19 protein-coding genes are annotated in these 20,814 nt (G+C 69.5%); 12 read left to right on the plus strand and 7 right to left on the minus strand.

Annotation, left to right across the window (positions count from 1 at the left end; genetic code table 11):
* Positions 1-103 precede the first annotated feature (103 nt).
* Positions 104-1,360, plus strand: a complete 1,257-nt coding sequence (locus AB0P11_RS02075; protein ID WP_363519334.1) for a hypothetical protein — start codon at positions 104-106, stop codon at positions 1,358-1,360.
* 522 nt (positions 1,361-1,882) lie between these two features.
* Here the strand turns inward: AB0P11_RS02075 and purQ are convergent.
* The 3 genes from purQ to AB0P11_RS02090 all read right to left on the minus strand — a co-directional run bounded on the left by purQ (position 1,883) and on the right by AB0P11_RS02090 (position 3,446).
* Positions 1,883-2,590 carry a phosphoribosylformylglycinamidine synthase subunit PurQ gene (gene purQ / locus AB0P11_RS02080; protein ID WP_053098585.1) on the minus strand — a complete coding sequence of 236 codons (708 nt, stop codon included), beginning with the start codon at positions 2,588-2,590 and terminating at the stop codon, positions 1,883-1,885.
* Positions 2,587-2,835, minus strand: a complete 249-nt coding sequence (purS, locus tag AB0P11_RS02085) for a phosphoribosylformylglycinamidine synthase subunit PurS (protein ID WP_053098586.1) — start codon at positions 2,833-2,835, stop codon at positions 2,587-2,589. The genes purQ and purS overlap by 4 nt, the downstream gene beginning before the upstream one ends.
* Before the next feature lie 80 nt (positions 2,836-2,915).
* Positions 2,916-3,446, minus strand: coding sequence for an adenine phosphoribosyltransferase (locus AB0P11_RS02090; protein ID WP_056276456.1), 531 nt, complete (start codon positions 3,444-3,446; stop codon positions 2,916-2,918).
* 181 nt (positions 3,447-3,627) lie between these two features.
* Between AB0P11_RS02090 and AB0P11_RS02095 the strand changes: the two genes are divergently transcribed.
* The 5 genes from AB0P11_RS02095 to AB0P11_RS02115 all read left to right on the plus strand — a co-directional run bounded on the left by AB0P11_RS02095 (position 3,628) and on the right by AB0P11_RS02115 (position 9,535).
* Entirely contained in the window at positions 3,628-4,935 is a 1,308-nt protein-coding gene (locus tag AB0P11_RS02095) for an ABC transporter substrate-binding protein (protein ID WP_072590620.1), read from the plus strand.
* Between the two features lie 112 nt (positions 4,936-5,047).
* Positions 5,048-6,154, plus strand: a complete 1,107-nt coding sequence (locus AB0P11_RS02100; RefSeq protein ID WP_053098589.1) for a sugar ABC transporter permease — start codon at positions 5,048-5,050, stop codon at positions 6,152-6,154.
* On the plus strand, positions 6,151-7,041 hold the full coding sequence (locus AB0P11_RS02105; RefSeq protein WP_363519339.1) for a carbohydrate ABC transporter permease: 891 nt from the start codon (positions 6,151-6,153) through the stop codon (positions 7,039-7,041). Before AB0P11_RS02100 ends, AB0P11_RS02105 begins: the two co-directional genes overlap by 4 nt.
* Before the next feature lie 5 nt (positions 7,042-7,046).
* The gene (locus AB0P11_RS02110) at positions 7,047-8,483 is read left to right on the plus strand and encodes a GH1 family beta-glucosidase (RefSeq protein WP_320489654.1); all 1,437 of its coding nucleotides are present in this window, start codon (positions 7,047-7,049) and stop codon (positions 8,481-8,483) included.
* A gap of 56 nt (positions 8,484-8,539) precedes the next feature.
* A complete protein-coding gene (locus AB0P11_RS02115; RefSeq protein WP_056276469.1) occupies positions 8,540-9,535 on the plus strand; it encodes a LacI family DNA-binding transcriptional regulator in 996 nt (331 codons plus the stop codon).
* Positions 9,536-9,632: 97 nt separating this feature from the next.
* Here the strand turns inward: AB0P11_RS02115 and AB0P11_RS02120 are convergent, their stop codons facing one another.
* Positions 9,633-10,436 carry a DUF1266 domain-containing protein gene (locus tag AB0P11_RS02120; protein WP_363519344.1) on the minus strand — a complete coding sequence of 268 codons (804 nt, stop codon included), beginning with the start codon at positions 10,434-10,436 and terminating at the stop codon, positions 9,633-9,635.
* 116 nt (positions 10,437-10,552) lie between these two features.
* Here AB0P11_RS02120 and AB0P11_RS02125 point away from each other — a divergent pair, with 116 nt between their 5' ends.
* Complete coding sequence (locus AB0P11_RS02125; RefSeq protein WP_363519347.1) at positions 10,553-11,218, plus strand: TetR/AcrR family transcriptional regulator; 666 nt, start codon at positions 10,553-10,555, stop codon at positions 11,216-11,218.
* Positions 11,219-11,252: 34 nt separating this feature from the next.
* Here the strand turns inward: AB0P11_RS02125 and AB0P11_RS02130 are convergent, their stop codons facing one another.
* Positions 11,253-11,909, minus strand: coding sequence for a GntR family transcriptional regulator (locus AB0P11_RS02130; protein ID WP_053098594.1), 657 nt, complete (start codon positions 11,907-11,909; stop codon positions 11,253-11,255).
* Between the two features lie 174 nt (positions 11,910-12,083).
* Here AB0P11_RS02130 and AB0P11_RS02135 point away from each other — a divergent pair, with 174 nt between their 5' ends.
* From AB0P11_RS02135 to AB0P11_RS02155, 5 genes are read left to right on the plus strand one after another with little or no spacing between them, the layout of a single operon-like run.
* Positions 12,084-13,361: an NRAMP family divalent metal transporter gene (locus AB0P11_RS02135; RefSeq protein WP_053098595.1), complete on the plus strand. Its 1,278-nt coding sequence runs from the start codon at positions 12,084-12,086 to the stop codon at positions 13,359-13,361.
* 4 nt (positions 13,362-13,365) lie between these two features.
* Positions 13,366-14,130, plus strand: coding sequence for a 5-oxoprolinase subunit PxpA (locus AB0P11_RS02140; protein WP_053098596.1), 765 nt, complete (start codon positions 13,366-13,368; stop codon positions 14,128-14,130).
* Position 14,131: 1 nt separating this feature from the next.
* Positions 14,132-14,932: a putative hydro-lyase gene (locus AB0P11_RS02145; protein ID WP_363519352.1), complete on the plus strand. Its 801-nt coding sequence runs from the start codon at positions 14,132-14,134 to the stop codon at positions 14,930-14,932.
* Positions 14,932-16,521 carry an urea amidolyase family protein gene (locus AB0P11_RS02150; protein WP_363519355.1) on the plus strand — a complete coding sequence of 530 codons (1,590 nt, stop codon included), beginning with the start codon at positions 14,932-14,934 and terminating at the stop codon, positions 16,519-16,521. The genes AB0P11_RS02145 and AB0P11_RS02150 overlap by 1 nt, the downstream gene beginning before the upstream one ends.
* Entirely contained in the window at positions 16,518-18,230 is a 1,713-nt protein-coding gene (locus tag AB0P11_RS02155) for a biotin carboxylase N-terminal domain-containing protein (RefSeq protein ID WP_363519358.1), read from the plus strand. Before AB0P11_RS02150 ends, AB0P11_RS02155 begins: the two co-directional genes overlap by 4 nt.
* Before the next feature lie 81 nt (positions 18,231-18,311).
* Here the strand turns inward: AB0P11_RS02155 and AB0P11_RS02160 are convergent, their stop codons facing one another.
* Positions 18,312-19,667, minus strand: coding sequence for a solute carrier family 23 protein (locus AB0P11_RS02160; protein ID WP_056276489.1), 1,356 nt, complete (start codon positions 19,665-19,667; stop codon positions 18,312-18,314).
* Positions 19,668-19,889: 222 nt separating this feature from the next.
* The gene (locus AB0P11_RS02165) at positions 19,890-20,768 is read right to left on the minus strand and encodes a phosphoribosylaminoimidazolesuccinocarboxamide synthase (protein ID WP_056276492.1); all 879 of its coding nucleotides are present in this window, start codon (positions 20,766-20,768) and stop codon (positions 19,890-19,892) included.
* Positions 20,769-20,814: the final 46 nt, after the last annotated feature.

The raw sequence follows: 20,814 nt of genomic DNA on the forward strand, positions 1-20,814 counted from the left end.
ACCTTCGCCACTTCCGCCGAGACTTCCTGGTATGCCAGCATTTTGCACGTGACCTCCTGGTCGCCTGCGGTCGCCGACTGCGGTTCAGACCGAGGGGGTCTTCATGTCGGGTTCATCGCGCCGTTCAGCGCCATGGATGATCGCCGCCGCACTCATCGCCGCCGCGATGGTCGCGGGCGTGACCACCGCGGCCTCCGGTGATGCCCCCGCCGACGACCCGACCGCCGCACCGGATCCGACTCTGTCGGTCGCCCTCGCCTACGAGTTCCTCGATGCGCGCGTCGACGAGTTCTGCGACGGCGCGGGGCACTGCCTTCCCCGCAGCTATCAGGGAGGCTTCTTCACCGACCTGCCGACCTGGGACTTCACCCCGTCGTTCGTCTACGACGACGCCCTCGTCGTGATCGCATACACGGCACGCGGGCTCCCCGACGACATCCGTCGGGCGCGGACCATCGGCGACACCCTGCTCTTCGTGCAGGCGAACGACCCGATCGGCGACGGCCGAGTGCGCACCTCGTACGAGCCGCACGGCATCCGTCAGGGGAGGGTCGAGATCACCGGCCCCGGCACGTTCACCGGCAACCAGGCCTGGACCGGTATGGCGCTCGCGCGTCTCTTCCACGCGACCGGTGACTCGAAGTACCTCGCCGGGGCGGTGCAGATCGCCGAATGGATCCAGAACAACACCGCCGACATGGTGCGAGCGCCCTTCGGATACACCGGCGGTCAGCTCGAGAACGGCTCGTCGCTGGAGTGGAAGTCCACCGAGCACAACAGCGATATCGCCGGCTTCTTCACGCAGCTCGCACAGCTCACCGGCGACTCCGTCTGGGCCGATCGGGCGGGCGTCGCGTCGGCCTTCGTGGCCGCGATGCAGAGCGCCGACGGCCATGTCGACACGGGCACCCTGCTGGACGGGTCGACGGTCAACACCCGCCCCATTCCCCTCGACGCGCAGACCTGGAGCTCGCTCGCCACGCGCGACCCCCGCTACGACACCTCGCTGGACTGGACGTTGACCCACCTCATCGCGACGGACGGGCAGTATCAGGGCGCGTCGATCAGCGACGCCGACGTGTCGAAGGTGTGGTTCGAGGGATCCGGCCACCTGGCGCTCGCTCTCACGCTGCGCGATGCGCCCGGTGACGCCGAGCGCGTGGAGTCGCTGCTGAGCAGCATCCGCCTCGGTCAGCGCGATGCGGCCAACGGCGACGGCAAGGGGATCGTGGCGACGTCGACCGACGGCCTCGACTCGGGCTTCGGCGACCTCTACTACGCCAGCCTGCACACCGGTGCGACGGCCTGGTACCTGCTCGCCGCCGCGGGCGACAATCCCTTCGCGCTGCCCGTCGACTGACCCGTCGCGCTCTGACGCCTGCCGCCACGTCGGGCGCGGTGCGGGGTCACTAGTGCACCTCCGGCGCGGTGCGTGGTCACTAGTGCACCTCCGACGCGGTGCGTGGTCACTATTGCACCGGATTCGGGTGATTCGGATGCGGAACTGGCCCCGGCTGCGGGCGCGGTGCGGAACTGGCCCCGGCTGCGCGCGCGGATGCGGAACTGGCCCCGGCTGCGCGAGCGGGATCGGAACTGGCCCCGGCTGCGCGAGCGGGATCGGAACTGGCCCCGGCTGCGCGAGCGGGTGCGGAACCGACCCCCTCGGTGCTGGGGCCGGCGTCATCGCCCCGGTGCGGGGCCAAAAGCGCATCCTCCGCTGATGCGGGGCCAATAACGCATCCGAAACCGGCGATTCGGGTGCAGAACTGGCCCCGGCTGTGCGCGCGGGTGCAGAACTGGCCCCGGCTGTGCGCGTGGGTCAGAACTGGCCCCGGCTGCGGGCGCGGGTGCGGAACTGGCCGCGGCTGCGCGCGCCTACCGCTTACGCGGCGACGCGGGCGACGGCGGCGATCGCGCTGGTGAAGAAGTCGACGCCGTCGATGCCCGAGCGCATGGCGGCCGAGGTGTCGGGGCCGAAGCCGGCCTCGGTCGCGTGCTCGGGGTGCGGCATGAGACCGACGACGTTGCCGGCCTCGTTGGTGAGTCCGGCGATGTCGCGCAGCGAGCCGTTCGGGTTCACGCCCGCATAGCGGAATGCCACGAGGTTCTCGCCCTCGAGACGGTCGAGCGTCTCCTCGTCGGCGATGTACCCGCCGTCGGCGTTCTTCAGCGGGATCGTGATCTCCTGGCCCGTGCGGAAGCGGTTTGTCCACGCGGTGTCGGAGTTCTCGACGATCAGCTTCTGATCGCGCCGCACGAAGTGCTGGTGATCGTTGCGGATCAGGCCGCCGGGCAGCAGGTGCGCCTCGACCAGCATCTGGAAGCCGTTGCAGATGCCGAGGATCGGCATGCCCTTGGCCGCGGCGTCCTTGACCTCCGCCATGATCGGCGAGAGCGCGGCGATCGCACCGGCGCGCAGGTAGTCGCCGTAGCTGAAGCCGCCGGGCAGCACGAGGGCGTCGACGCCCTCGAGGTCGTGCGAACCGTGCCAGAGGGCCACCGGCTCGGCGCCGGCGATGCGCACGGCGCGCTGGGCGTCGCGGTCGTCGAGCGAGCCCGGGAAGGTGATGACGCCGATGCGCGTGGTCACTCGGCGACCTCGATGCCGACGACGTCCTCGATCACGGAGTTGGAGAGCACCTCATCGGCGATGCGGCGGGCCTCGGCGAGGATCTCGTCGGTGACCTCGCCTTCGACGGTGAGCTCGAAGCGCTTGCCGATGCGGACATCGGAGAAGCCCTCGACGCCCAGACGGGAGAATGCGCCGGACACGGCTTTCCCCTGCGGGTCGAGCAGTTCGGGCTTGGGCATGACGTCGACGACGATGGTGGGCATGAACGGCTCCGGAAGTCGCGGGCGGACGGGCGTGTCCAGTCTACCGGCTCGGGACTCGCCCGATTCCCGGGTGCCGGGGCTCAGGCGTGGAAGACGGTGTGCAGGTCGCCGATCGCCTCGCGGCCGCCGAGGCCGTCGATCTCGAACAGCACGGAGATGCCGACGACGTGGCTGCCCAGGCGCTCGACCAGTTCGCGTCCGGCGGCGAGCGTGCCCCCGGTGGCGAGCACGTCGTCGATGAGCAGCACGCGGGACCCGACGGGCAGATCGTCGTGCATCTCGATCGTCGCGGTGCCGTATTCGAGGGCGTAGTCGACGGATGCCGCGGGGCGGGGCAGCTTGCCGGCCTTGCGGATCGGGATGAGGCCGACGCCTGCGGCGATCGCGGCCGCTCCGGCGAGGATGAAGCCGCGTGCCTCGATGCCCGCCACGACGTCGAACTGTCCGGCGAACGGCGCGATGATCGCGTCGGTGGTCGCCTGCAGGGCCTCGGCGTCGGCGAGCAGCGGGGTGATGTCGCGGAAGATGATCCCCGCCTCGGGATAGTCGGGGATGCTGCGGATCAGGGATTCGGCGCGGACGAGGGCGGGGGAGAGATCGGTGTCGGGCACCGGTCAAGGCTACGCGAAAGGCTCGGGCTTGACACCGTGGGAGCGCTCCCATAGAGTCACTGGACAGTGCATGGGAGCGCTCCCACAGGAATCCTCGCGGGAAGCCATCACGGGAAGCCCACGCACGACCCCGAGCACCACCCGCACCACCACTGCACGACCCACCACAAAGGAGTGAACTGTGAACACACGTGCCCGCAAGCGGATCCTGACGACAGCAGCCGTCGCATCCGTCTCCGCCCTGGCCCTCGCCGGCTGCGCCTCCGCCGATGCCGGCGACAGCGCTTCCGGTGACGAGAAGGTCACACTGACCGTCACCACCTTCGGCACCTTCGGATACGACGACCTCTACGACGAGTACGAGAAGGCGAACCCGAACGTCACGATCGAGGCGACCAACATCGACACCGGCGGCAACGCCCGCACCGACGCGTTCACGAAGATCGCAGCCGGCTCGGGTCTCAGCGACGTCGTCGCGATCGAGGAGGGGTGGCTCGGCGCGATCATGGACGTCTCCGACACCTTCGTCGACCTGCGCGACTACGGCATCGAAGACCGCAAGTCCGACTGGGTCGACTGGAAGTACGGACAGGCGACCGACGCCGAGGGCCGCGTGATCGGCTACGGCACCGACATCGGCCCGAGCGGCATCTGCTACAACGGCGCCGCCTTCGAGGCAGCCGGCCTGCCCAGCGACCGCGAGTCCGTCGCCGAGCTGCTGAACGGCGACTGGGAGAACTACTTCGCGGTCGGCGCCGAGTACACGGCCAAGACCGGCAAGGCCTGGTACGACCACTCGGGCTTCGTCTGGAACGCCATGGTGAACCAGCTCGACGAGGGGTACTACACCTCTGACGGCGAGCTGAACGTCGAGGACAACGCCGAGCTGAAGGAGCGCTTCGAGCTGCTCGGAGCCGCGACCGAAGGCGGTCAGTCCGCTGCGCAGACCGCGTGGGACTGGAACGGCGGCAAGTCGTTCGTCGACGGCACCTTCGCCACGTTCGTCTGCCCGGGCTGGATGCTCGGCGTCGTGCAGGGCCAGGTCGAGGCCGGCGGCGGCGACGCCTCCACCGGCTGGGACTTCGCCGACGTCTTCCCCGGCGGCGCAGCCAACTGGGGCGGCGCGTTCCTGTCGATCCCCGAGAGCTCGCAGCACAAGGAGGCCGCGGCCGACCTCGCCGACTGGCTGACGCAGCCCGAGCAGCAGGTCAAGCAGTCCGCCGCCGCGGGCAACTTCCCGTCGACGATCAAGGCGCAGGAGACCCTCTCGTCCGAGGCGACTCCGAACGCGTTCTTCAACGACGCACCCACCGGTGCCATCCTCGCCGAGCGCGCCAAGGGCGTCGTCGCCCAGTTCAAGGGCGCCGATGACTCGGTGATCCAGGAGAACGTCTTCGGTCCGGCCCTCAGCGGCCTCGACCGTGGCGAGACCGACACCCAGGGCGCCTGGGATGCCGCGGTCGAGCTCCTGAACGAGCTGGTCGACTGACCCAGCCACCGCATCCGTTCCGGTCGCAGTTCGTGCCGCGCCGCCTTCACCGGGGCGGCACGGGCTGCGACCGGAGCACCACGGAAGCCCGGAACAGGACCAAGGAAGAGTCATGACCCTCACGCATGAGCGCTCGGAGACGGCATCCGCGTCGTCGAACGACGCGAAGAGCCCGAAGACGGATGCCGCGGCTCGGCGTCCCTGGCGGCACCGCATCTCGCGGTTCGACCAGAACGCCTCCCCGTACTTCTACATCTCGCCGTTCTTCCTGCTCTTCGGGCTGGTCGGACTCTTCCCGCTGCTCTACACGGTGTGGGTGGCCGTGCACGAGTGGGACCTGCTCAAGGGGCAGGGCGAGTTCATCGGCGCCGGGAACTTCGTCGAGATCCTCGGCGACCCGATGTTCTGGAACTCGATCTTCAACACCCTGAGCATCTTCCTGCTGTCGGCGATCCCGCAGCTCGCGGTCGCCCTGGTGATCGCCTACCTCCTCGACCGCGGCCTGCGTGCCCCGACGTTCTGGCGCATGAGCGTTCTCATCCCGTTCGTCGTCACCCCCGTCGCCGTCGCCATCATCTTCTCGAGCATCTTCAACGAGGCCGACGGCCTCGCCAACAACCTGCTCAATCTGATCGGCATCGCCGACCAGGAGTGGAAGCACAACACGGCCCTGTCGCACCTCGCGATCGCCGTGATGGTGAACTTCCGCTGGACCGGCTACAACGCCCTCATCCTCCTCGCCGCCATGCAGGCGGTGCCGCGCGATCTCTACGAGTCGGCAGCCCTCGACGGAGCCGGCGCTGCTCGCCGGTTCTTCTCGATCACGATCCCCACGATCCGCCCGACGCTGATCTTCGTGATCATCACGGCGACGATCGGCGGTCTGCAGATCTTCGCCGAGCCCCGGCTGTTCGACGTCTCGACGGCGGGCGGCATCGGCGGCAGCGACCGGCAGTTCCAGACGACCGTGCTGTTCCTGTGGGAGCTCGCCTTCTTCCGCCGGGACCTCGGCGAAGCATCCGCCGTCGCCATCCTGCTGTTCCTGCTCATCGTCGGCATCGGCGTCATCAACTTCCTGATCTCCCGACGCATCTCGACCGGGGATGCTCCGAAGAGCCGCGCCGCGCGCCGACGAGCCCGCACCGCCGCTGCCGCCGCAGCCGCGACGGCCGCCGCCGGCACGACGATCGCCACCACGACCGAGGAGAATGCGCGATGACCGCCACCCAGGCGCTGAGCGTCCCCGAGAAGATCCGCCGCCGTCGAGGCGCCGTGGGCGGCAACGCCGGGATCGGCAGCCGCCCCGGCTTCCTCACCTACGGCCTGCTCGCCGCGTTCATCATCGGCAGCGTCTACCCGCTGTGGTGGTCGGTCGTCGTGGCGAGCGGCACGAACGCCACGCGTGGCGAAACCCTGCCGCTGATCCCCGGCGGCAACTTCTTCACCAACGCCGCCAAGGTGTTCGACGCGATCCCGTTCTGGCTCGCTCTGGGCAACTCGTTCCTCATCTCGGCGATCATCACGGTCTCGGTCGTCACGTTCTCGACGCTGGCCGGCTATGCCTTCGCCAAGCTGCGCTTCCAGGGCCGCGACGGACTGATGATCTTCGTGATCGCGACCATGGCGATCCCGACGCAGCTCGGCATCATCCCGCTGTTCATGCTGATGCGGGAGCTCGGCTGGACCGGATCGATCGGCGCGGTCATCGTGCCGACACTGGTCACCGCCTTCGGCGTCTTCTTCATGCGGCAGTACCTGGTCGACGTGATCCCGGACGAGCTGATCGAGGCGGCGCGGATGGACGGCGCGAACCAGTTCCGCACGTTCCTCACCGTCGGCATCCCGGCCGCTCGCCCTGCCATGGCGATCCTCGGCCTCTTCACGTTCATGACTGCGTGGACCGACTACCTCTGGCCGCTGATCGTGCTCTCCCCGCAGAACCCGACACTGCAGACGGCCCTCAGCCAGCTGCAGTCCGGCTATTACATCGACTACTCCATCGTGCTCGCCGGTGCGGTGCTCGCGACCCTTCCGCTCCTCGTCCTGTTCGTCGTGGCGGGCCGGCAGCTGGTCAGTGGCATCATGGCGGGCGCGGTGAAAGGATGACCCCTATGACCCGTGCCTTTCCCGAGAACTTCCTGTTCGGCGCCGCGACAGCGGCGTACCAGATCGAAGGGGCGGCTTTCGAAGACGGGCGCACCGCGTCGATCTGGGATGCCTTCAGCAGGGAGCCCGGCGCCGTGATCGGCGGCGACAACGGCGATGTGGCGTGCGACCACTACCACCGCTATCCGCAGGACGTCGCTCTCATGAAGGAGCTCGGGCTGCAGACCTACCGCTTCTCGACCTCGTGGTCGCGCGTCCGGCCCGACGGCGGCGCGGTCAACGCGAAGGGCGTCGACTTCTACGAGCGCCTGGTCGACGAGCTGCTCGCGAACGACATCCTTCCCTGGCTGACGCTCTATCACTGGGACATGCCGCAGGCGCTGCAGGAGACCGGCGGGTGGACCAACCGTGACACCGTCGCCCGCTTCCTCGAGTACGCCGGCACGATGCACGACGCCCTGGGCGATCGGGTGAACGTGTGGACGACCCTGAACGAGCCGTGGTGCTCGTCGTTCCTCTCTTATACCGGCGGCGAGCACGCTCCGGGTCACACGAGCGTCGCCGAGGGTCTGCTCTCGGCGCACCACCTGCTGCTCGCCCACGGCGAGACGGTCCGCGAGCTGCGTGGCCGGGATGCGAGCCTGAATCTCGGCATCACGCTGAACCACACGGTCGCAGACCCCGCCGATCCGACCAACCCCGCAGACATCGACGCCGCGCGTCGCGTCGACGGCCAGTTCAACCGCTGGTTCCTCGACCCGATCTACCGGGGCGTGTACCCGGACGACATCATCCGGGACATCCGGTCGGTGGATGCCGATGCCGTCGCCCGCTTCACGGATGCCGTGCACGACGGCGACCTCGACGTCATCTCTCAGCGCATCGACACGCAGGGCGTCAACTACTACCACGGCGACTTCGTCTCGGGCACGGCTCCCGCCCCTGAGCGGACCCCGCTCAGCGGCGGCCCCGCGACCGACCGGGTCGGTCGAAGCCCGTATCCGTCGAGCGAGGGCATCCACCCCGTCGAACGCGGACTGCCCCGCACGGCGCAGAACTGGGAGGTGCAGCCCGAGGGGCTCACCCGTCTGCTGCAGCGCGTGTGGACCGAGTACGCCGAGCCCGCCGGAACCGTGCTGTACATGACCGAGAACGGTGCCGCCTATGACGACGTCGCGGTCGTCGAAGACGGTGAGACCCGCGTGCACGACGAGGACCGCACCGAGTTCCTGCGCCTGCACCTGGCCGCCGTGCTCGATGCGGCGGATGCCGGCGTCGACGTGCGCGGCTACTTCTACTGGTCGATGTTCGACAACTTCGAGTGGGCCTGGGGCTACGACAAGCGGTTCGGCATCGTGCGCGTCGACTACGACACCCAGGAGCGGAGTCTGAAGGACTCCGGTCGGGAGTACGCTCGCATCATCGCCGCTCGCGCTCTCTGACGCCGGGCGGCGTCACCAGGGAGCATCCGGCCTCGCCGCCGGACGGAGGGAGAGTCGTGTCGTCACGAGCGACCATCGAAGAGGTGGCATCGGCCGCCGGAGTCTCACGGTCGACGGTGTCACGCGTCGTCAACGGGTCGACGGCGGTGAGTCCTGAAGCCCTCGAGTCGGTGAAGCGGGCCATCGAGGAGCTCAGCTACGTGCCCAACCGCGCGGCTCGCTCACTCGCGTCCCGACAGACCCACGCGATCGCCCTGATCGTCCCCGAGGACACCACGCGGTTCTTCGGAGATCCCTTCTTCGCGGCGATCGTCGCGGGCATCACGGGGGCGCTCCGGGGCTCGGACTACCTGCTCAACCTGCTGATCGCGAGCGACGACCCCGGCGACAAGATGACGAGCTTCGTGCGCAACGGCGGTGTGGACGGCGCGCTCATCGTCTCGCACCACACGAGCGACGCGTTCATCGACCGGGTCGCCGATGCCGTGCCCGTGGTCTGGGGCGGCAGGCCGGTGCGCATCCGCGAGGGCGACTACGTGGTCGACGTCGACAACGTCGCCGGCGCCCGCACCGCCACCCAGCACCTGATCGAGACCGGTCGCACGCGGATCGCCACGATCTCGGGGCCCATCACGATGGTCTCGTCCGTCGACCGCGTGCAGGGCTTCCGCGGGGCACTGGCCGACGCGGGGCTCTCGCCGTTCGCCGAGGAGGCCGGTGACTACAGCGAAGCCAGCGGAGCGGATGCCGCGCGCCGCATCCTCGCGGCGGGGCGTCCGGATGCGATCTTCGTCGCCAGCGACCTCATGGCCCGTGGCGCGCTCACGGCGCTGCGCTCGGCCGGCATCCGTGTTCCCGAGGACGTGGCGCTCGTCGGGTTCGACGACTCGTCGGTCGCGCTGAGCACCGACCCGCCGCTGACCACCATGCGGCAGCCCATGTACGCGCAGGGCGAGGCCATGGCCGGAGTGCTGCTCTCGCGCCTGGCCGGACGCGACCCGGCGCACACGACGATCCTGCCGACCGAACTCGTGGTGCGCGCCTCGTCGTGACCTCGCGCGGGCCGGGATCGAACGGGTGCGACCGAAGAACACGGATGCGGACCATACGCCCCTCCAGGTCGGTCCGCATCCGTGGGTCTTCGGGCGATCAGCCGATCCGGTCCCGTGACCGCTGATCGATCGTCGCGGGCCATGACAGCGTCGCCCACGGGCCGTTGCGCTTGGGCGTCACTGCCGTCGCGAAATCCGTCCACACCTCGCCGTACTTCTCGAACGACTCCGCGTCGAGGTTCCCGTCGCTCCAGTGCATGACCCGCCCGGCGATGTAGCTCAGGCCGAAATCGACCCATGACACGAACGACGGGCGGGTGTCGACGTTGATCCGGTGGATGATGCGGCGGGCCTCTGCGACGTCGGCGTATCCGAGCGCGACACCCCACGTCGTCATCGCCACGGCCAGACCGAGCGCATACGCGTCGAGTGTGCGCACATACACATCGGGCGTCACGACATCTTTTCCGACTCGTCTGCGCACCTCGCGCTCGATGCGCTCGATGCCGGCCACGAACGGCAACGCGTCGCGCGCGTCTCCGCCTTCGGCGACGATCCCCGCGAGCCACTCCCGCGTGGTCGGCACACGCCCGAGGGCGGTGTCCAGGTCGTTGCGGACAGCCAGACGGAGCATCCAGGCCTGACGTCGACGTCGCACGGTGCTGAGATGGTCGATCATGCCGAGCCAGTCGTCACGGGAGCGGATGCCCCACGTCTCGGCGACGAGCGCCCTGTCGTCAGGTCCCAGAGAGGGGGCCGTCGGGTCGTTCCAGGGCCCGGACGGGAGGGAGCTGATCTGCAGCAGGCCCAGCGCGATCTCGTTCGCCTCGGTGTGGGTGGTGGAGAACCGCTCGGATGGCGCGAGCCTCTGGGGACGCGTGAACCATGATGTCGGGCTCATCACACTCCTGAGGGTGGGGCCTGGGGCCGCTCATAGCTTGAACAGCTATTCAGTCGCTAATATATAGCCTCCGGGGGGAAATCCGAAGTCGTCCGATGCTGGGGAGCGGGACACCGATGGCACGTTCAGACGAACACAACCGGGCCGCGCGGGAGCGCGCCCGCGAAGCCATTCTCGAATCGGCCATCATCCTGTTCGCCGAACGAGGCGTCTCCGGCGCGAGCATCGCCGAGATCACCCGCCGCGCCGGGGTCGCGCAGGGACTCGTGAGCTACCACTTCGGCGGCAAGGACCAGCTCGTGGCCGCCGTGATCGACCGCTGGTACGAGGCGCTCTTCGCGATCCCGCAGGTCGAGGGGCCCGCCGACGTCCGGCTCGCCGGGATCATCGACGGTGCTCTCGCCGCCACCGGTTTCGCCCTCCCGGTGCAGCGAGCGGTGTTCGCGATGCAGCAGCAGCCCAGCACCCACCGCATGTTCGCCGAGGCCGAGACCCGGTTCGCCGAGCAGGCGATCGCATCGGAGAACGCCGTCCGCGAGATCTTCCGCGAGAGGGGTGCCGCCGATCCTCCGCTCGAGGAGATCATGCTGCGCACCACCCTCGAGGGCGTCTTCATGAAGTACGCCGTCTACGGCGACACCTACCCGCTCGAAGACGCACGACGCTGGGTGCGGCGTCTCTACGGCCTGCCCGAGCCCGAGGCGCCGCTTCCGCTGCATCTCGCGCCCCGGGATCCGGACGCGAGGACCAGGGCGGCGGGGGCTCTGCGGGACGAGGAGTGACCGAGCTGCGGCCGACCCTCCATCGCGGACGGCGTCAGCCCAGCTGCATCCGGGCGAAGGCCCCGAGCACCACGCGCTCGGACTGCACGAGGTAGCGCTCGAGCTCGGCCGCACCGGCCGCCGCACCGCGGGCGAGGAAGGTGTCGAGCACCGCGCGGTTCTTGCGCACGAACGGCTCGTGCAGCGAGCGAGGATCGTCGATCTTCAGGAACGCGAGTCTCAGCTCTGCCGCGAGGTCACGGTAGGTGCGGGCCAGACGGGGGCTGTCCGCGAGCGACACCAGGGCGACATGGAACGCCATGTTGGCGCTGCCCACCGCGCGCCACGTCTCGGCGTCGTCGAGGAGTGCGTCGTGCGCCGCGGCCTCGGCGGCGAGCACGGCCTCCTGCATCTGCTGGACCGCCGGATGCTCCGGCTCGGAGTGCAGGAGCGCGGTGCACTCGATGATGCGACGTGCGCGATAGATGTCGATCACGTCGGCGATCGACGGCGAGGCGACGGAGACGCCCCGGTGCGGCACGTGCTCGAGCAGACCCTGCTCGGAGAGGGCGCGGAACGCCTCGCGCAGCGTGTTGCGTGCCACGCCGAAGTGCTCCGCGATGGCCGATTCCGACAGTCGGGAACCGGGTGCGAACGCGCCGTCGATGATCTGCTGTCGGAGCGCATCGGCGAGCATGCCCTGCTGGTTCATGCCTTCATCGTAGGCGGCGGCCGGGGCGGATCGTTCGAGGAAGCGTCTCCGCCATCACGCGAATGCAACTCCGCCGTAGCGCAGCGGAAACAAAGTTGTTGAACAATATTGCTCGATCCGTTCTACACTGGGTGTCACTCGACACCCACCAACGACGATGGGAATCCCCCCGCAATGTCAGAGAACACCGCAGCCCCGCTGTCCGCCGAAGACGAAGTCCGGCTCTCCGCCGCCAAGAGACGCGCCGGCCGCAGCGCCGTGATCGGCGCCATCTTCCTGATGGCCACCAGCGCCATCGGTCCCGGGTTCATCACCCAGACGGCCACCTTCACCGCGACGATGGGGGCGGCCTTCGCGTTCGCGATCCTCGTCTCGATCCTCGTCGACATCGCCGTGCAGCTGAACGTGTGGCGCATGATCACCTCCTCCGGCATGCGCGCCGGGGAACTCGCCAACAGGGCCATCCCGTTCTCCGGGCACGTGATCGCCGTGCTCGTCGTCATCGGCGGCCTCGCGTTCAACATCGGCAACATCGCGGGTGGCGGCCTGGGCATGAACGCGCTGCTCGGCATCGATCCCAAGCTCGGCGGAGCGCTGACCGCCGCCCTCGCGATCATCATCTTCCTCATCAAGAAGGCCGGTCCGGTGATGGACATCGTGCTCGTCGTGCTCGGCATCGGCATGATCGTGATGACCGTGATCGTCGCGGTGATCGCCCAACCGCCCATCGGCGAGGCGCTGCGCCAGACGTTCGCGCCGGACGAGCTCAACTTCGCCACGATCACCACGATCGTCGGCGGAACGGTCGGCGGATACATCACCTACTCGGGTGCCCACCGCTACCTCGACTCGGGTCACACCGGTCCCGAGCAGGCGGGTCCTGTGATGCGCGCCGCGGCGAACGGCATCCTCGTCACCGGCATCATGCGCTACGTGCTGTTCCTCGCGATCCTCGGCGTGGTCGCCTCGGGCGTCTCGCTCGACCTGTCGAGCCAGGCCGCGAACCCCGCGGGACAGGCCTTCGGCGCCGTGCTCGGCGACGCGGGACTCCGCATCTTCGGCGCGATCTTCTGGGCCGCCGCGATCAGCTCGGTGATCGGCGCGGCATACACGTCAGCGACCTTCCTCTCGACCTTCACGAAGAAGCTCCGGGGCGGGTGGCCGCTGCAGCTGGCCACCGTCGCCTTCATCGTCGTGTCGCTGATCGTCTACCTCTCGATCGGCACGGCGCCGGCCGCGATCCTCGTCTTCGTCGGCGGCTTCAACGGGCTCATCCTCCCCATCGGCCTCACGGTGTTCATGTACATCGGCTGGTTCCGCCGTGACCTGCTCGGCTCGAAGAAGTACCCGCTGTGGCTGCTCATCGCCGGCACGCTCGTGACGCTGCTGACCTGGTACATGGGCATCGTCTCGGTCGGCCCCATCTTCGCCTTCCTCGGAATCGGAGCGTGACCCCATGACATCGATCGACCTGAACTCCGACCTCGGCGAGAACGTCCCCGACCGGGTGGTCAGCGACGACGAGAGCATGCTGCGCCTCGTGACGAGCGCGAACGTGGCGTGCGGGTTCCACGCGGGCAGCCCCGAGGGCATCCGATCGACTCTCGAGAGCGCCGTGGCCGGAGGCGTCGTGATCGGCGCGCACCCCGGCTACCGCGACTACGAGAACTTCGGCCGCACGAAGGTCGAGATCGACTCGGCCACCCTGCAGGCGCACGTCGAGTACCAGCTCGGTGCCCTGATCGGTCTTGCCGCAGCCGTCGGTGGCACGGTCGCCTACGTCAAGCCGCACGGAGCGCTCTACAACACGATCGCCCGCGACGAGCGGCAGTCGAAGGACGTGGTGGCGGCGATCCGCGCGATCGACCCGAACCTCGTGCTGCTGGGTCTGGCCGGAGGCGTCGTGCTCGACGTCGCCGAGCGTGCGGGCCTGCAGATCGCGGCCGAGGCCTTCGCCGATCGGGCGTATCAGCCCGACGGCCAGCTCGTCTCACGAACCGAGGCGGGCTCGGTGCTGCACGACCCCGTCGCGGTCGCCGAGCGCATGGTGCGCCTCGCCGGCGAAGGAGTGATCCGCGCGATCGACGGCACCGACGTGCCCGTCAGCGCGCAGTCGATCTGCGTGCACGGCGACAGCCCCGGCTCGGTGGCCATGGCCGCCGAGACCAAGCGGATGCTGCAGGACGCCGGCATCACGATCGCACCGTTCGCGGGAGTCTGAGATGACCGTTCTCGCCACCCCCGACCAGCTCGCCGCCGCGCGGGCAGCGCGAGCCGCCATCCGGGCGGGGCACGCCGCGCCGACCAGCGGCGTCGCCGTCGGACTGACGCAGGCGAACCTCATCTCGGTGCCCGCGGACTGGGCCTTCGAGACGCTGCTCTTCGCGCAGCGCAACCCGAAACCGTGCCCCGTGCTCGAGGTCATCGAACAGGGCGAGGTGGAATCGCGGCTCGCCCCGGGCAGCGACATCCGCACGGACATCGGCCGGTACCGCGTCTGGCGCGATGGCGAACTGGTCGACGAGGTCTCCGATGCGACCGAGGCGTGGGAGGAGCAACCCGACCTCGTCTCGTTCCTGATCGGATGCAGCTTCACGTTCGAGTCCGGGCTCGTGCAGGCGGGCATCCCGATCCGCCATCAGGAACTCGGACGCAACGTTCCGATGTACCGCACCGCAGTGCCCTGCACCCCCGCGGGCAGGCTGAGCGGCGAGATGGTCGTGTCGATGCGACCGATCCCCGCGGACCGCGTGGCCGATGCCGTGCAGATCTCCGGCCGCACCCCCGCCGTGCACGGAGCCCCGGTGCACATCGGCGACCCCGTATCGCTCGGCATCGCAGACCTCGCCCGCCCGGACTTCGGCGATGCCCCTGAGGTGCGCGAGGGCGAGGTGCCGGTGTTCTGGGCGTGCGGCGTCACGCCGCAGGCCGCCATCATGGCCTCGAAGCCGCCGTTCGCCATCACCCACGCGCCCGGCTACATGTTCATCACCGATGTCCCCGATGCGGAGTACCTGGTCTGATGCGCATCCTCACGGCATCCGACCACGCGCTTCTCGTCGAGGCGGCCGACCTCGACGAGGCGATGCGTCTGAACCTCGCGTGGGACGGCGTGCACGGCGTGGTCGAGCGCATCCCCGGCGCTCGCACGGTGCTCGTGCGGTTCGATCCGCTGGCGGTGTCGGCCGCCGATCTCGCCCGCGCGCTCGCCGCGACCGAGATCGACACCGCTCATCTGCCGGCCACCGGCGAGGTCACTGTTCCGGTGCGGTACGACGGGGAAGACCTCGACGAGGCGGCATCCCTGCTGGGCGTCTCGGCATCCGAGCTCGTGAACCGCCACCTCGCCGCCGAGTGGACGGTCGCCTTCTCCGGCTTCGCCCCCGGCTTCGGGTATGTGGTGAGCAGTGATCCGCTGTTCGATGTGCCCCGCCGCTCGTCGCCCCGCACCCGTGTGCCGGCCGGATCCGTGGCCCTGGCCGGCCAGTTCACCGGCGTGTACCCGCGCGAGAGCCCCGGCGGATGGCAGCTCATCGGACGCACGGATGCCCTGATGTGGGACATCGATCGCGACCCACCTGCGCTGCTGTCGCCCGGCACGACGGTGCGGTTCGAGCAGGTGCGGGCGCAGGCCGTGATGTCGGACAACGCAGACGATCGTGCCGACGCGCGGCGCGTCACCGAGCGAGACGCCGCGGCGAGCGCGACGGACCCGGATTCTCCGGCGTCCCCGGCCGTCGAGGTCGTGCGTCCGTCGATGCAGCTGCTGGTGCAGGATGCCGGTCGTCCGGGATTCGCGGCGCTCGGCGTCTCGGCGTCCGGTGTCGCCGATCGCCGCGCCATGCGCGAGGCGAACCGCGCAGTGGGCAATGCGAGCGGCGCGGCGGTGCTCGAGAGCGTCGGCGGTGCCGTGCTGCGATTCCGGGGCGCCGGGGTCGCCGCTGTCACGGGCGCTGTCGGGACGCTCGACCTGATCGACGCGGACGGTGTGGCGCGTCGCATCGCCCATGGCGCGCCCTTCGCCACCGTCGAGGGCGACGAGCTCACGCTGGGGCATCCGACCAGCGGGCTGCGCTACGTCATCGCGGTCCGTGGCGGAGTGGCCGTCGACACGGCGCTCGACAGCCGCGCGAGCGACACCCTCGCCGGGCTCGGACCTGCTCCGCTGGCAGCAGGAGACGTACTGCGCGTCGGCGATTCCGCACGGCATCCCGTCGAGCCGGATGTCACCCCGCGGACGCTGCCGGCATCCGGTGACGTCGTCGACCTCGAGATCACCCTCGGCCCTCGGGACGACTGGTTCACCTCCGCAGCGCTCTCGACGCTCGCCGGCCAGGAGTGGACCGTGACCCCGCGGTCCGACCGCGTCGGCATCCGGCTCGAGGGCGACAGGCCCCTCGCACGCTCCGTCGGAGGCGAGCTGCCCAGCGAAGGGGCGGTCACCGGGGCGATCCAGGTGCCGCCTGACGGTCAGCCCGTGCTGTTCCTCCCGGATCACCCGCTCACCGGCGGGTATCCGATCATCGGCGCCCTCACCGATCGCAGTCTCGACCTCGCCGCGCAGCTGCCGCCCGGCGTGCGCATCCGTTTCATCGTCAAGGAGACCTCATGACCAAGGTGCTGATCGCGAATCGCGGAGAGATCGCCGTGCGCGTCATCCGCGCCTGCGCCGAAGCCGGGTACACGTCGATCGCGGTCTACGCCGACCAGGATGCCGATGCTCTGCACGTGCGGCTCGCCGATGAGGCCGTCGGACTGGGGGGAGACACTGCTGCGACGACCTATCTCTCGATCGATGCGCTGCTGGACGCCGCCCGCACGAGCGGAGCGGATGCCGTGCACCCGGGCTACGGATTCCTCTCGGAGAGCGCGGAGTTCGCGCGGGCCGTCGAGGGTGCGGGCCTCATCTGGATCGGCCCGTCGCCCGACAGCATCGATGCGCTCGGCGACAAGATGACCGCGCGCCGGATCGCGCAGCGCGTCGGGGCCCCCCTGGCCGCCGGCACCGATCAGCCGCTCGCCGGCCCCGAGGAGGCCGTGGCCTTCGCCGAGGAGCACGGGCTTCCGATCGCGATCAAGGCGGCGTTCGGCGGAGGCGGCCGGGGGCTGAAGGTGGTGCATGAGCTGTCGGAGGTCGCGGATGCCTTCGAGGCCGCGACGCGCGAGGCCATCGCCGCCTTCGGGCGGGGGGAGTGCTTCGTCGAGCGCTTCCTCGAGAGCCCGCGCCACATCGAGGTCCAGGTGCTCGGTGACGGACTCGGCGGCGTCGTGGTCGTCGGCGATCGAGACTGCTCGATGCAGCGACGCAACCAGAAGCTCATCGAAGAGGCACCCGCGCCGGGCCTGTCGAGGGATCAGCGCACGCGGTTCCACGACGCGGCCAGGGCGATCTGCGCCGAGGTGCAGTACCGCGGCGCAGGAACCGTCGAGTTCCTCCTCGCGGCCGACGGCACGATCTCCTTCCTCGAGGTGAACACCCGACTCCAGGTGGAGCACCCCGTCACCGAGGAGGTCACCGGCACGGATCTCGTGCGCGAGCAGTTCCGCATCGCCTTCGGCGAGGGGATCTCGTTCACCGAGACGCCCATGCCGACCGGGCACGCCTTCGAGTTCCGGATCAACGCCGAAGACCCGGGTCGCGGATTCCTGCCCAGCCCCGGTCGTGTCGAGTCCCTGCGGATCCCCGGCGGACCCGGTGTGCGCTGGGACAGCGGCATCGAGGCGGGCGACGTCGTTCAGCCCGCCTTCGACTCGATGATCGCGAAGCTCGTCGTGCATGCCGACGACCGCGACGCGGCCCTCGTGCGGGCGCGTCGGGCGCTGCGCGAGCTGGTCGTCGAGGGGCCGGCCACGGTCATCCCGTTCGATATGCTCGCGCTCGACGACGAGGCGTTCGCCACCGAGACCTACGCGGTGCACACCCAGTGGATCGAGAGCACCCTGCTGCCGCGCCTCGAGCCGCAACTGCGTCCCGCCCCCGCACCGGATGCCGCTCTCCAGCGCTTCCCCGTCGAGATCGACGGGCGCCGTGTCGTGCTCGGGCTCCCGATGGCGCTGCTCGCGGGGCTCGGCGGCCTGGCGGATTCCGGAGGTGCGCCCGCCGCATCCGATCCGACCGAGCTGCGTGCTCCGGCACCGGGAACGCTCGTGCGGTGGCTCGCAGACGACGGGGCGAGCGTCGCCGAGGGCGACCCGATCGCGGTGCTCGACGCCATGAAGATGGAGACCACGGTCACCGCCCATCGTGCCGGCACGCTGTCGCACCGCGTGGAGCTCTCGGCCTCGGTCGCGCCCGATGCGGTGATCGCCGTCATCGCCTGAGAGCTACCGCGCCCTGACACAGAGATCCCGGATGCCGCCTCAGCGGCATCCGGGATCTTCGCGTTCGCGAGTCGAGTGTGATTACGCGGGGTCTCCGCCCAGCGGCCCCACGGCCTCGAGGGGGCGAGGGTCGTCGGCGCCGGTCTTGCGGGCGCGGGCGATGAGGTTGCCCACGTGGTAGATCAGCAGAGCCGCGACCGTGCCGAGCACGATGCCGCCGAAGGCGAAGTCGCCGAGCTGCATCGAGAAGCCGGCGACGCCGATCACGAGCGAGACGGCCGCGGTGTACTGGTTGACCGGTCGTGAGAAGTCGACCTTGCTGTCGACCCAGATCTTGATGCCGATGATGCCGATGAGACCGTAGAGCGCGGTGGTCGCACCGCCGAGCACACCGGCGGGGATCGAGTTGAAGACCTCGCCGACCTTCGGGGAGAACGCCAGCAGGATGGCGAAGAGACCGGCGACCCAGTAGACGGCGGTCGAGTAGACGCGGGTCGCGGCCATGACGCCGATGTTCTCGCCGTATGTCGTCGTGCCCGATCCGCCGAAACCACCGGCGATGGTCGTGGCGACCCCGTCGGCGATCAGCGCGCGACCGGTGTGCTTGTTGATCGCGGGGTCTTCGGTCATCGTCGCGACGCCGCGCACGTGCCCGACGTTCTCAGCGACGAGCACCAGGACGACCGGCAGGAACATCGCGATAGTCGACCAGGTGCCGGGAGCGACGAAGTCGGGAAGCTGGAACTCGGGCAGACCGACCCAGGGGGCGTCGGCGATGAGCTCCGCCGGCGTCTTGCCTCCGCGCAGCGCGTTGGGGACCTCGAACGAGCCCGTGAAGGCGGCGTAGATGAAGCCGACGGCGACGCCGAGGAAGATCGAGATGCGTCCGAGGAATCCGCGGAACAGCACCGCGAACAGGATGATCGCGACGAGCGTGATGGTCGCGGTCACGGGGTCGATCCGGAAGTTGTTCCACGCGGTGGGGGCGAGGTTGAAGCCGATCAGGGCGACGATCGCGCCGGCGACCACCGGGGGCATCAGAGCGTCGACCCAGCGGAGGCCGGCGAACTGCACGACCAGGCCGACGACCGTGAGCAGGATGCCGACCGCGACCACGCCCGCGAGGGCGGATCCGGTGCCGCCGGCTGCGACCGCGGCGGTGATCGGCGCGATGAACGCGAACGACGAGCCGAGGTAGCTGGGCAGCTGGTTCTTCGTGATCAGCAGGAAGATCAGGGTGCCGAGGCCGCTGAACAGCAGCGTCGTCGAGACCGGGAAGCCGGTCAGCGTCGGCACCAGGAACGTGGCTCCGAACATGGCGACGACGTGCTGGGCACCGATCGCGATCGTGGCCGGCCAGTTCAGGCGCTCTTCGGGCTTGACGACGGCACCGGGTTCGACGGTGCGTCCGTTTCCGTGGGTCTTCCACAGGGGCATGCGGGCTCCTCAGGATCGGGGGGAGTGGGAGTGCTGGAGCAACACTACCGATTCCTGAGTGTTGGCTGGGTGCGCGGGGACGGAGGAGCGGCGGGGTCGCCGCGCGCTACGAAGGAGAACTCGCGCAGTGAACGGCCGCATCCGCAGATCGCCCCTTCGCTGGGTGAGATCTCCTTAGCAGCGAGTGGGAAACGGAGTGAGGGACGGGGGCGGTACCGGGCCTCAGGCCCCGAGGCGCTCGATGAGCTCGCGATACCGGGCGGCGGTGCGCTCGACGATGTCGTCGGGCAGCACGGGCGGTTCACCCTGCTTGTCCCAGTTCGCGGCCAGCCAGTCGCGCACGATCTGCTTGTCGAAGCTCGCCATGCGCTCGCTCGGCGTGGTTCCGGTGCGCCAGGCCTCGGCATCCCAGTACCGGGACGAGTCGCTCGTGAGCACCTCGTCGGCCAGGTGCAGGACGCCGTCGGCATCCGTCCCGAACTCGAACTTGGTGTCGGCGAGGATCAGGCCCTTCTCCTCGGCGATCGCGGCGGCACGTGTGTAGAGCGAGATCGAGACGTCGCGCAGCTCGGCCGCACGCTCTGCTCCGACGAGCTCGACGGTCTGCTCGAAGGTGATGTTCTCGTCGTGCTCGCCCATGGGCGCCTTGTAGGCCGGGGTGAACAGCGGTTCGGGCAGGCGGTCGCCGTTCTGCAGGCCGGCGGGCAGCGGGATGCCGCAGACGGTGCCGCTCTCGGTGTACTCCGCCCATCCGGATCCGGTGATGTAGCCGCGCACGACGCATTCGACCGGAAGCATCTCCAGCGACTGCGCGAGCATGGCGCGGTCGGCGACGCTCGCGGGGATCTCACCCTCGGCGAGGTGGTTGGGCACATCGTCGAGCTCGCTGAACCACCAGCGGCTGAGACGCGTGAGCAGCGCGCCCTTCTCGGGGATGCCGGGCGAGAGCACGAAGTCGAACGCGCTCACGCGATCGGACGCGACGACGAGGATGCGGGTGTCGGCGGCGTCGTCCGAGGCGTACAGGTCACGGACCTTGCCCGAGTAGATGTGGCGCCAGCCGGGGATGGTCTGCGCGTTGCTGTCCGAAGGTGTGCTCACCCGCCCATTATCCCGGGTCGACGTCGCCGGTGTCGTGTCAAGCCCT

It is taken from the genome of Microbacterium sp. NPDC079176 (assembly GCF_040686675.1).
In the GTDB taxonomy this organism is placed as follows: Bacteria; Actinomycetota; Actinomycetes; order Actinomycetales; family Microbacteriaceae; genus Microbacterium.

Bases quoted from the DNA above. Each gene is read 5' to 3' on its own strand.
- AB0P11_RS02075 (WP_363519334.1), top strand. From the start codon at position 104: ATGTCGGGTTCATCGCGCCGTTCAGCGCCATGGATGATCGCCGCCGCA.
- purS (WP_053098586.1), bottom strand. From the start codon at position 2,835: ATGCCCACCATCGTCGTCGACGTCATGCCCAAGCCCGAACTGCTCGAC.
- AB0P11_RS02100 (WP_053098589.1), top strand. From the start codon at position 5,048: ATGACCCTCACGCATGAGCGCTCGGAGACGGCATCCGCGTCGTCGAAC.
- AB0P11_RS02105 (WP_363519339.1), top strand. From the start codon at position 6,151: ATGACCGCCACCCAGGCGCTGAGCGTCCCCGAGAAGATCCGCCGCCGT.
- AB0P11_RS02110 (WP_320489654.1), top strand. From the start codon at position 7,047: ATGACCCGTGCCTTTCCCGAGAACTTCCTGTTCGGCGCCGCGACAGCG.
- AB0P11_RS02120 (WP_363519344.1), bottom strand. From the start codon at position 10,436: ATGAGCCCGACATCATGGTTCACGCGTCCCCAGAGGCTCGCGCCATCC.
- AB0P11_RS02125 (WP_363519347.1), top strand. From the start codon at position 10,553: ATGGCACGTTCAGACGAACACAACCGGGCCGCGCGGGAGCGCGCCCGC.
- AB0P11_RS02130 (WP_053098594.1), bottom strand. From the start codon at position 11,909: ATGAACCAGCAGGGCATGCTCGCCGATGCGCTCCGACAGCAGATCATC.
- AB0P11_RS02135 (WP_053098595.1), top strand. From the start codon at position 12,084: ATGTCAGAGAACACCGCAGCCCCGCTGTCCGCCGAAGACGAAGTCCGG.
- AB0P11_RS02140 (WP_053098596.1), top strand. From the start codon at position 13,366: ATGACATCGATCGACCTGAACTCCGACCTCGGCGAGAACGTCCCCGAC.
- AB0P11_RS02145 (WP_363519352.1), top strand. From the start codon at position 14,132: ATGACCGTTCTCGCCACCCCCGACCAGCTCGCCGCCGCGCGGGCAGCG.
- AB0P11_RS02150 (WP_363519355.1), top strand. From the start codon at position 14,932: ATGCGCATCCTCACGGCATCCGACCACGCGCTTCTCGTCGAGGCGGCC.
- AB0P11_RS02155 (WP_363519358.1), top strand. From the start codon at position 16,518: ATGACCAAGGTGCTGATCGCGAATCGCGGAGAGATCGCCGTGCGCGTC.
- AB0P11_RS02160 (WP_056276489.1), bottom strand. From the start codon at position 19,667: ATGCCCCTGTGGAAGACCCACGGAAACGGACGCACCGTCGAACCCGGT.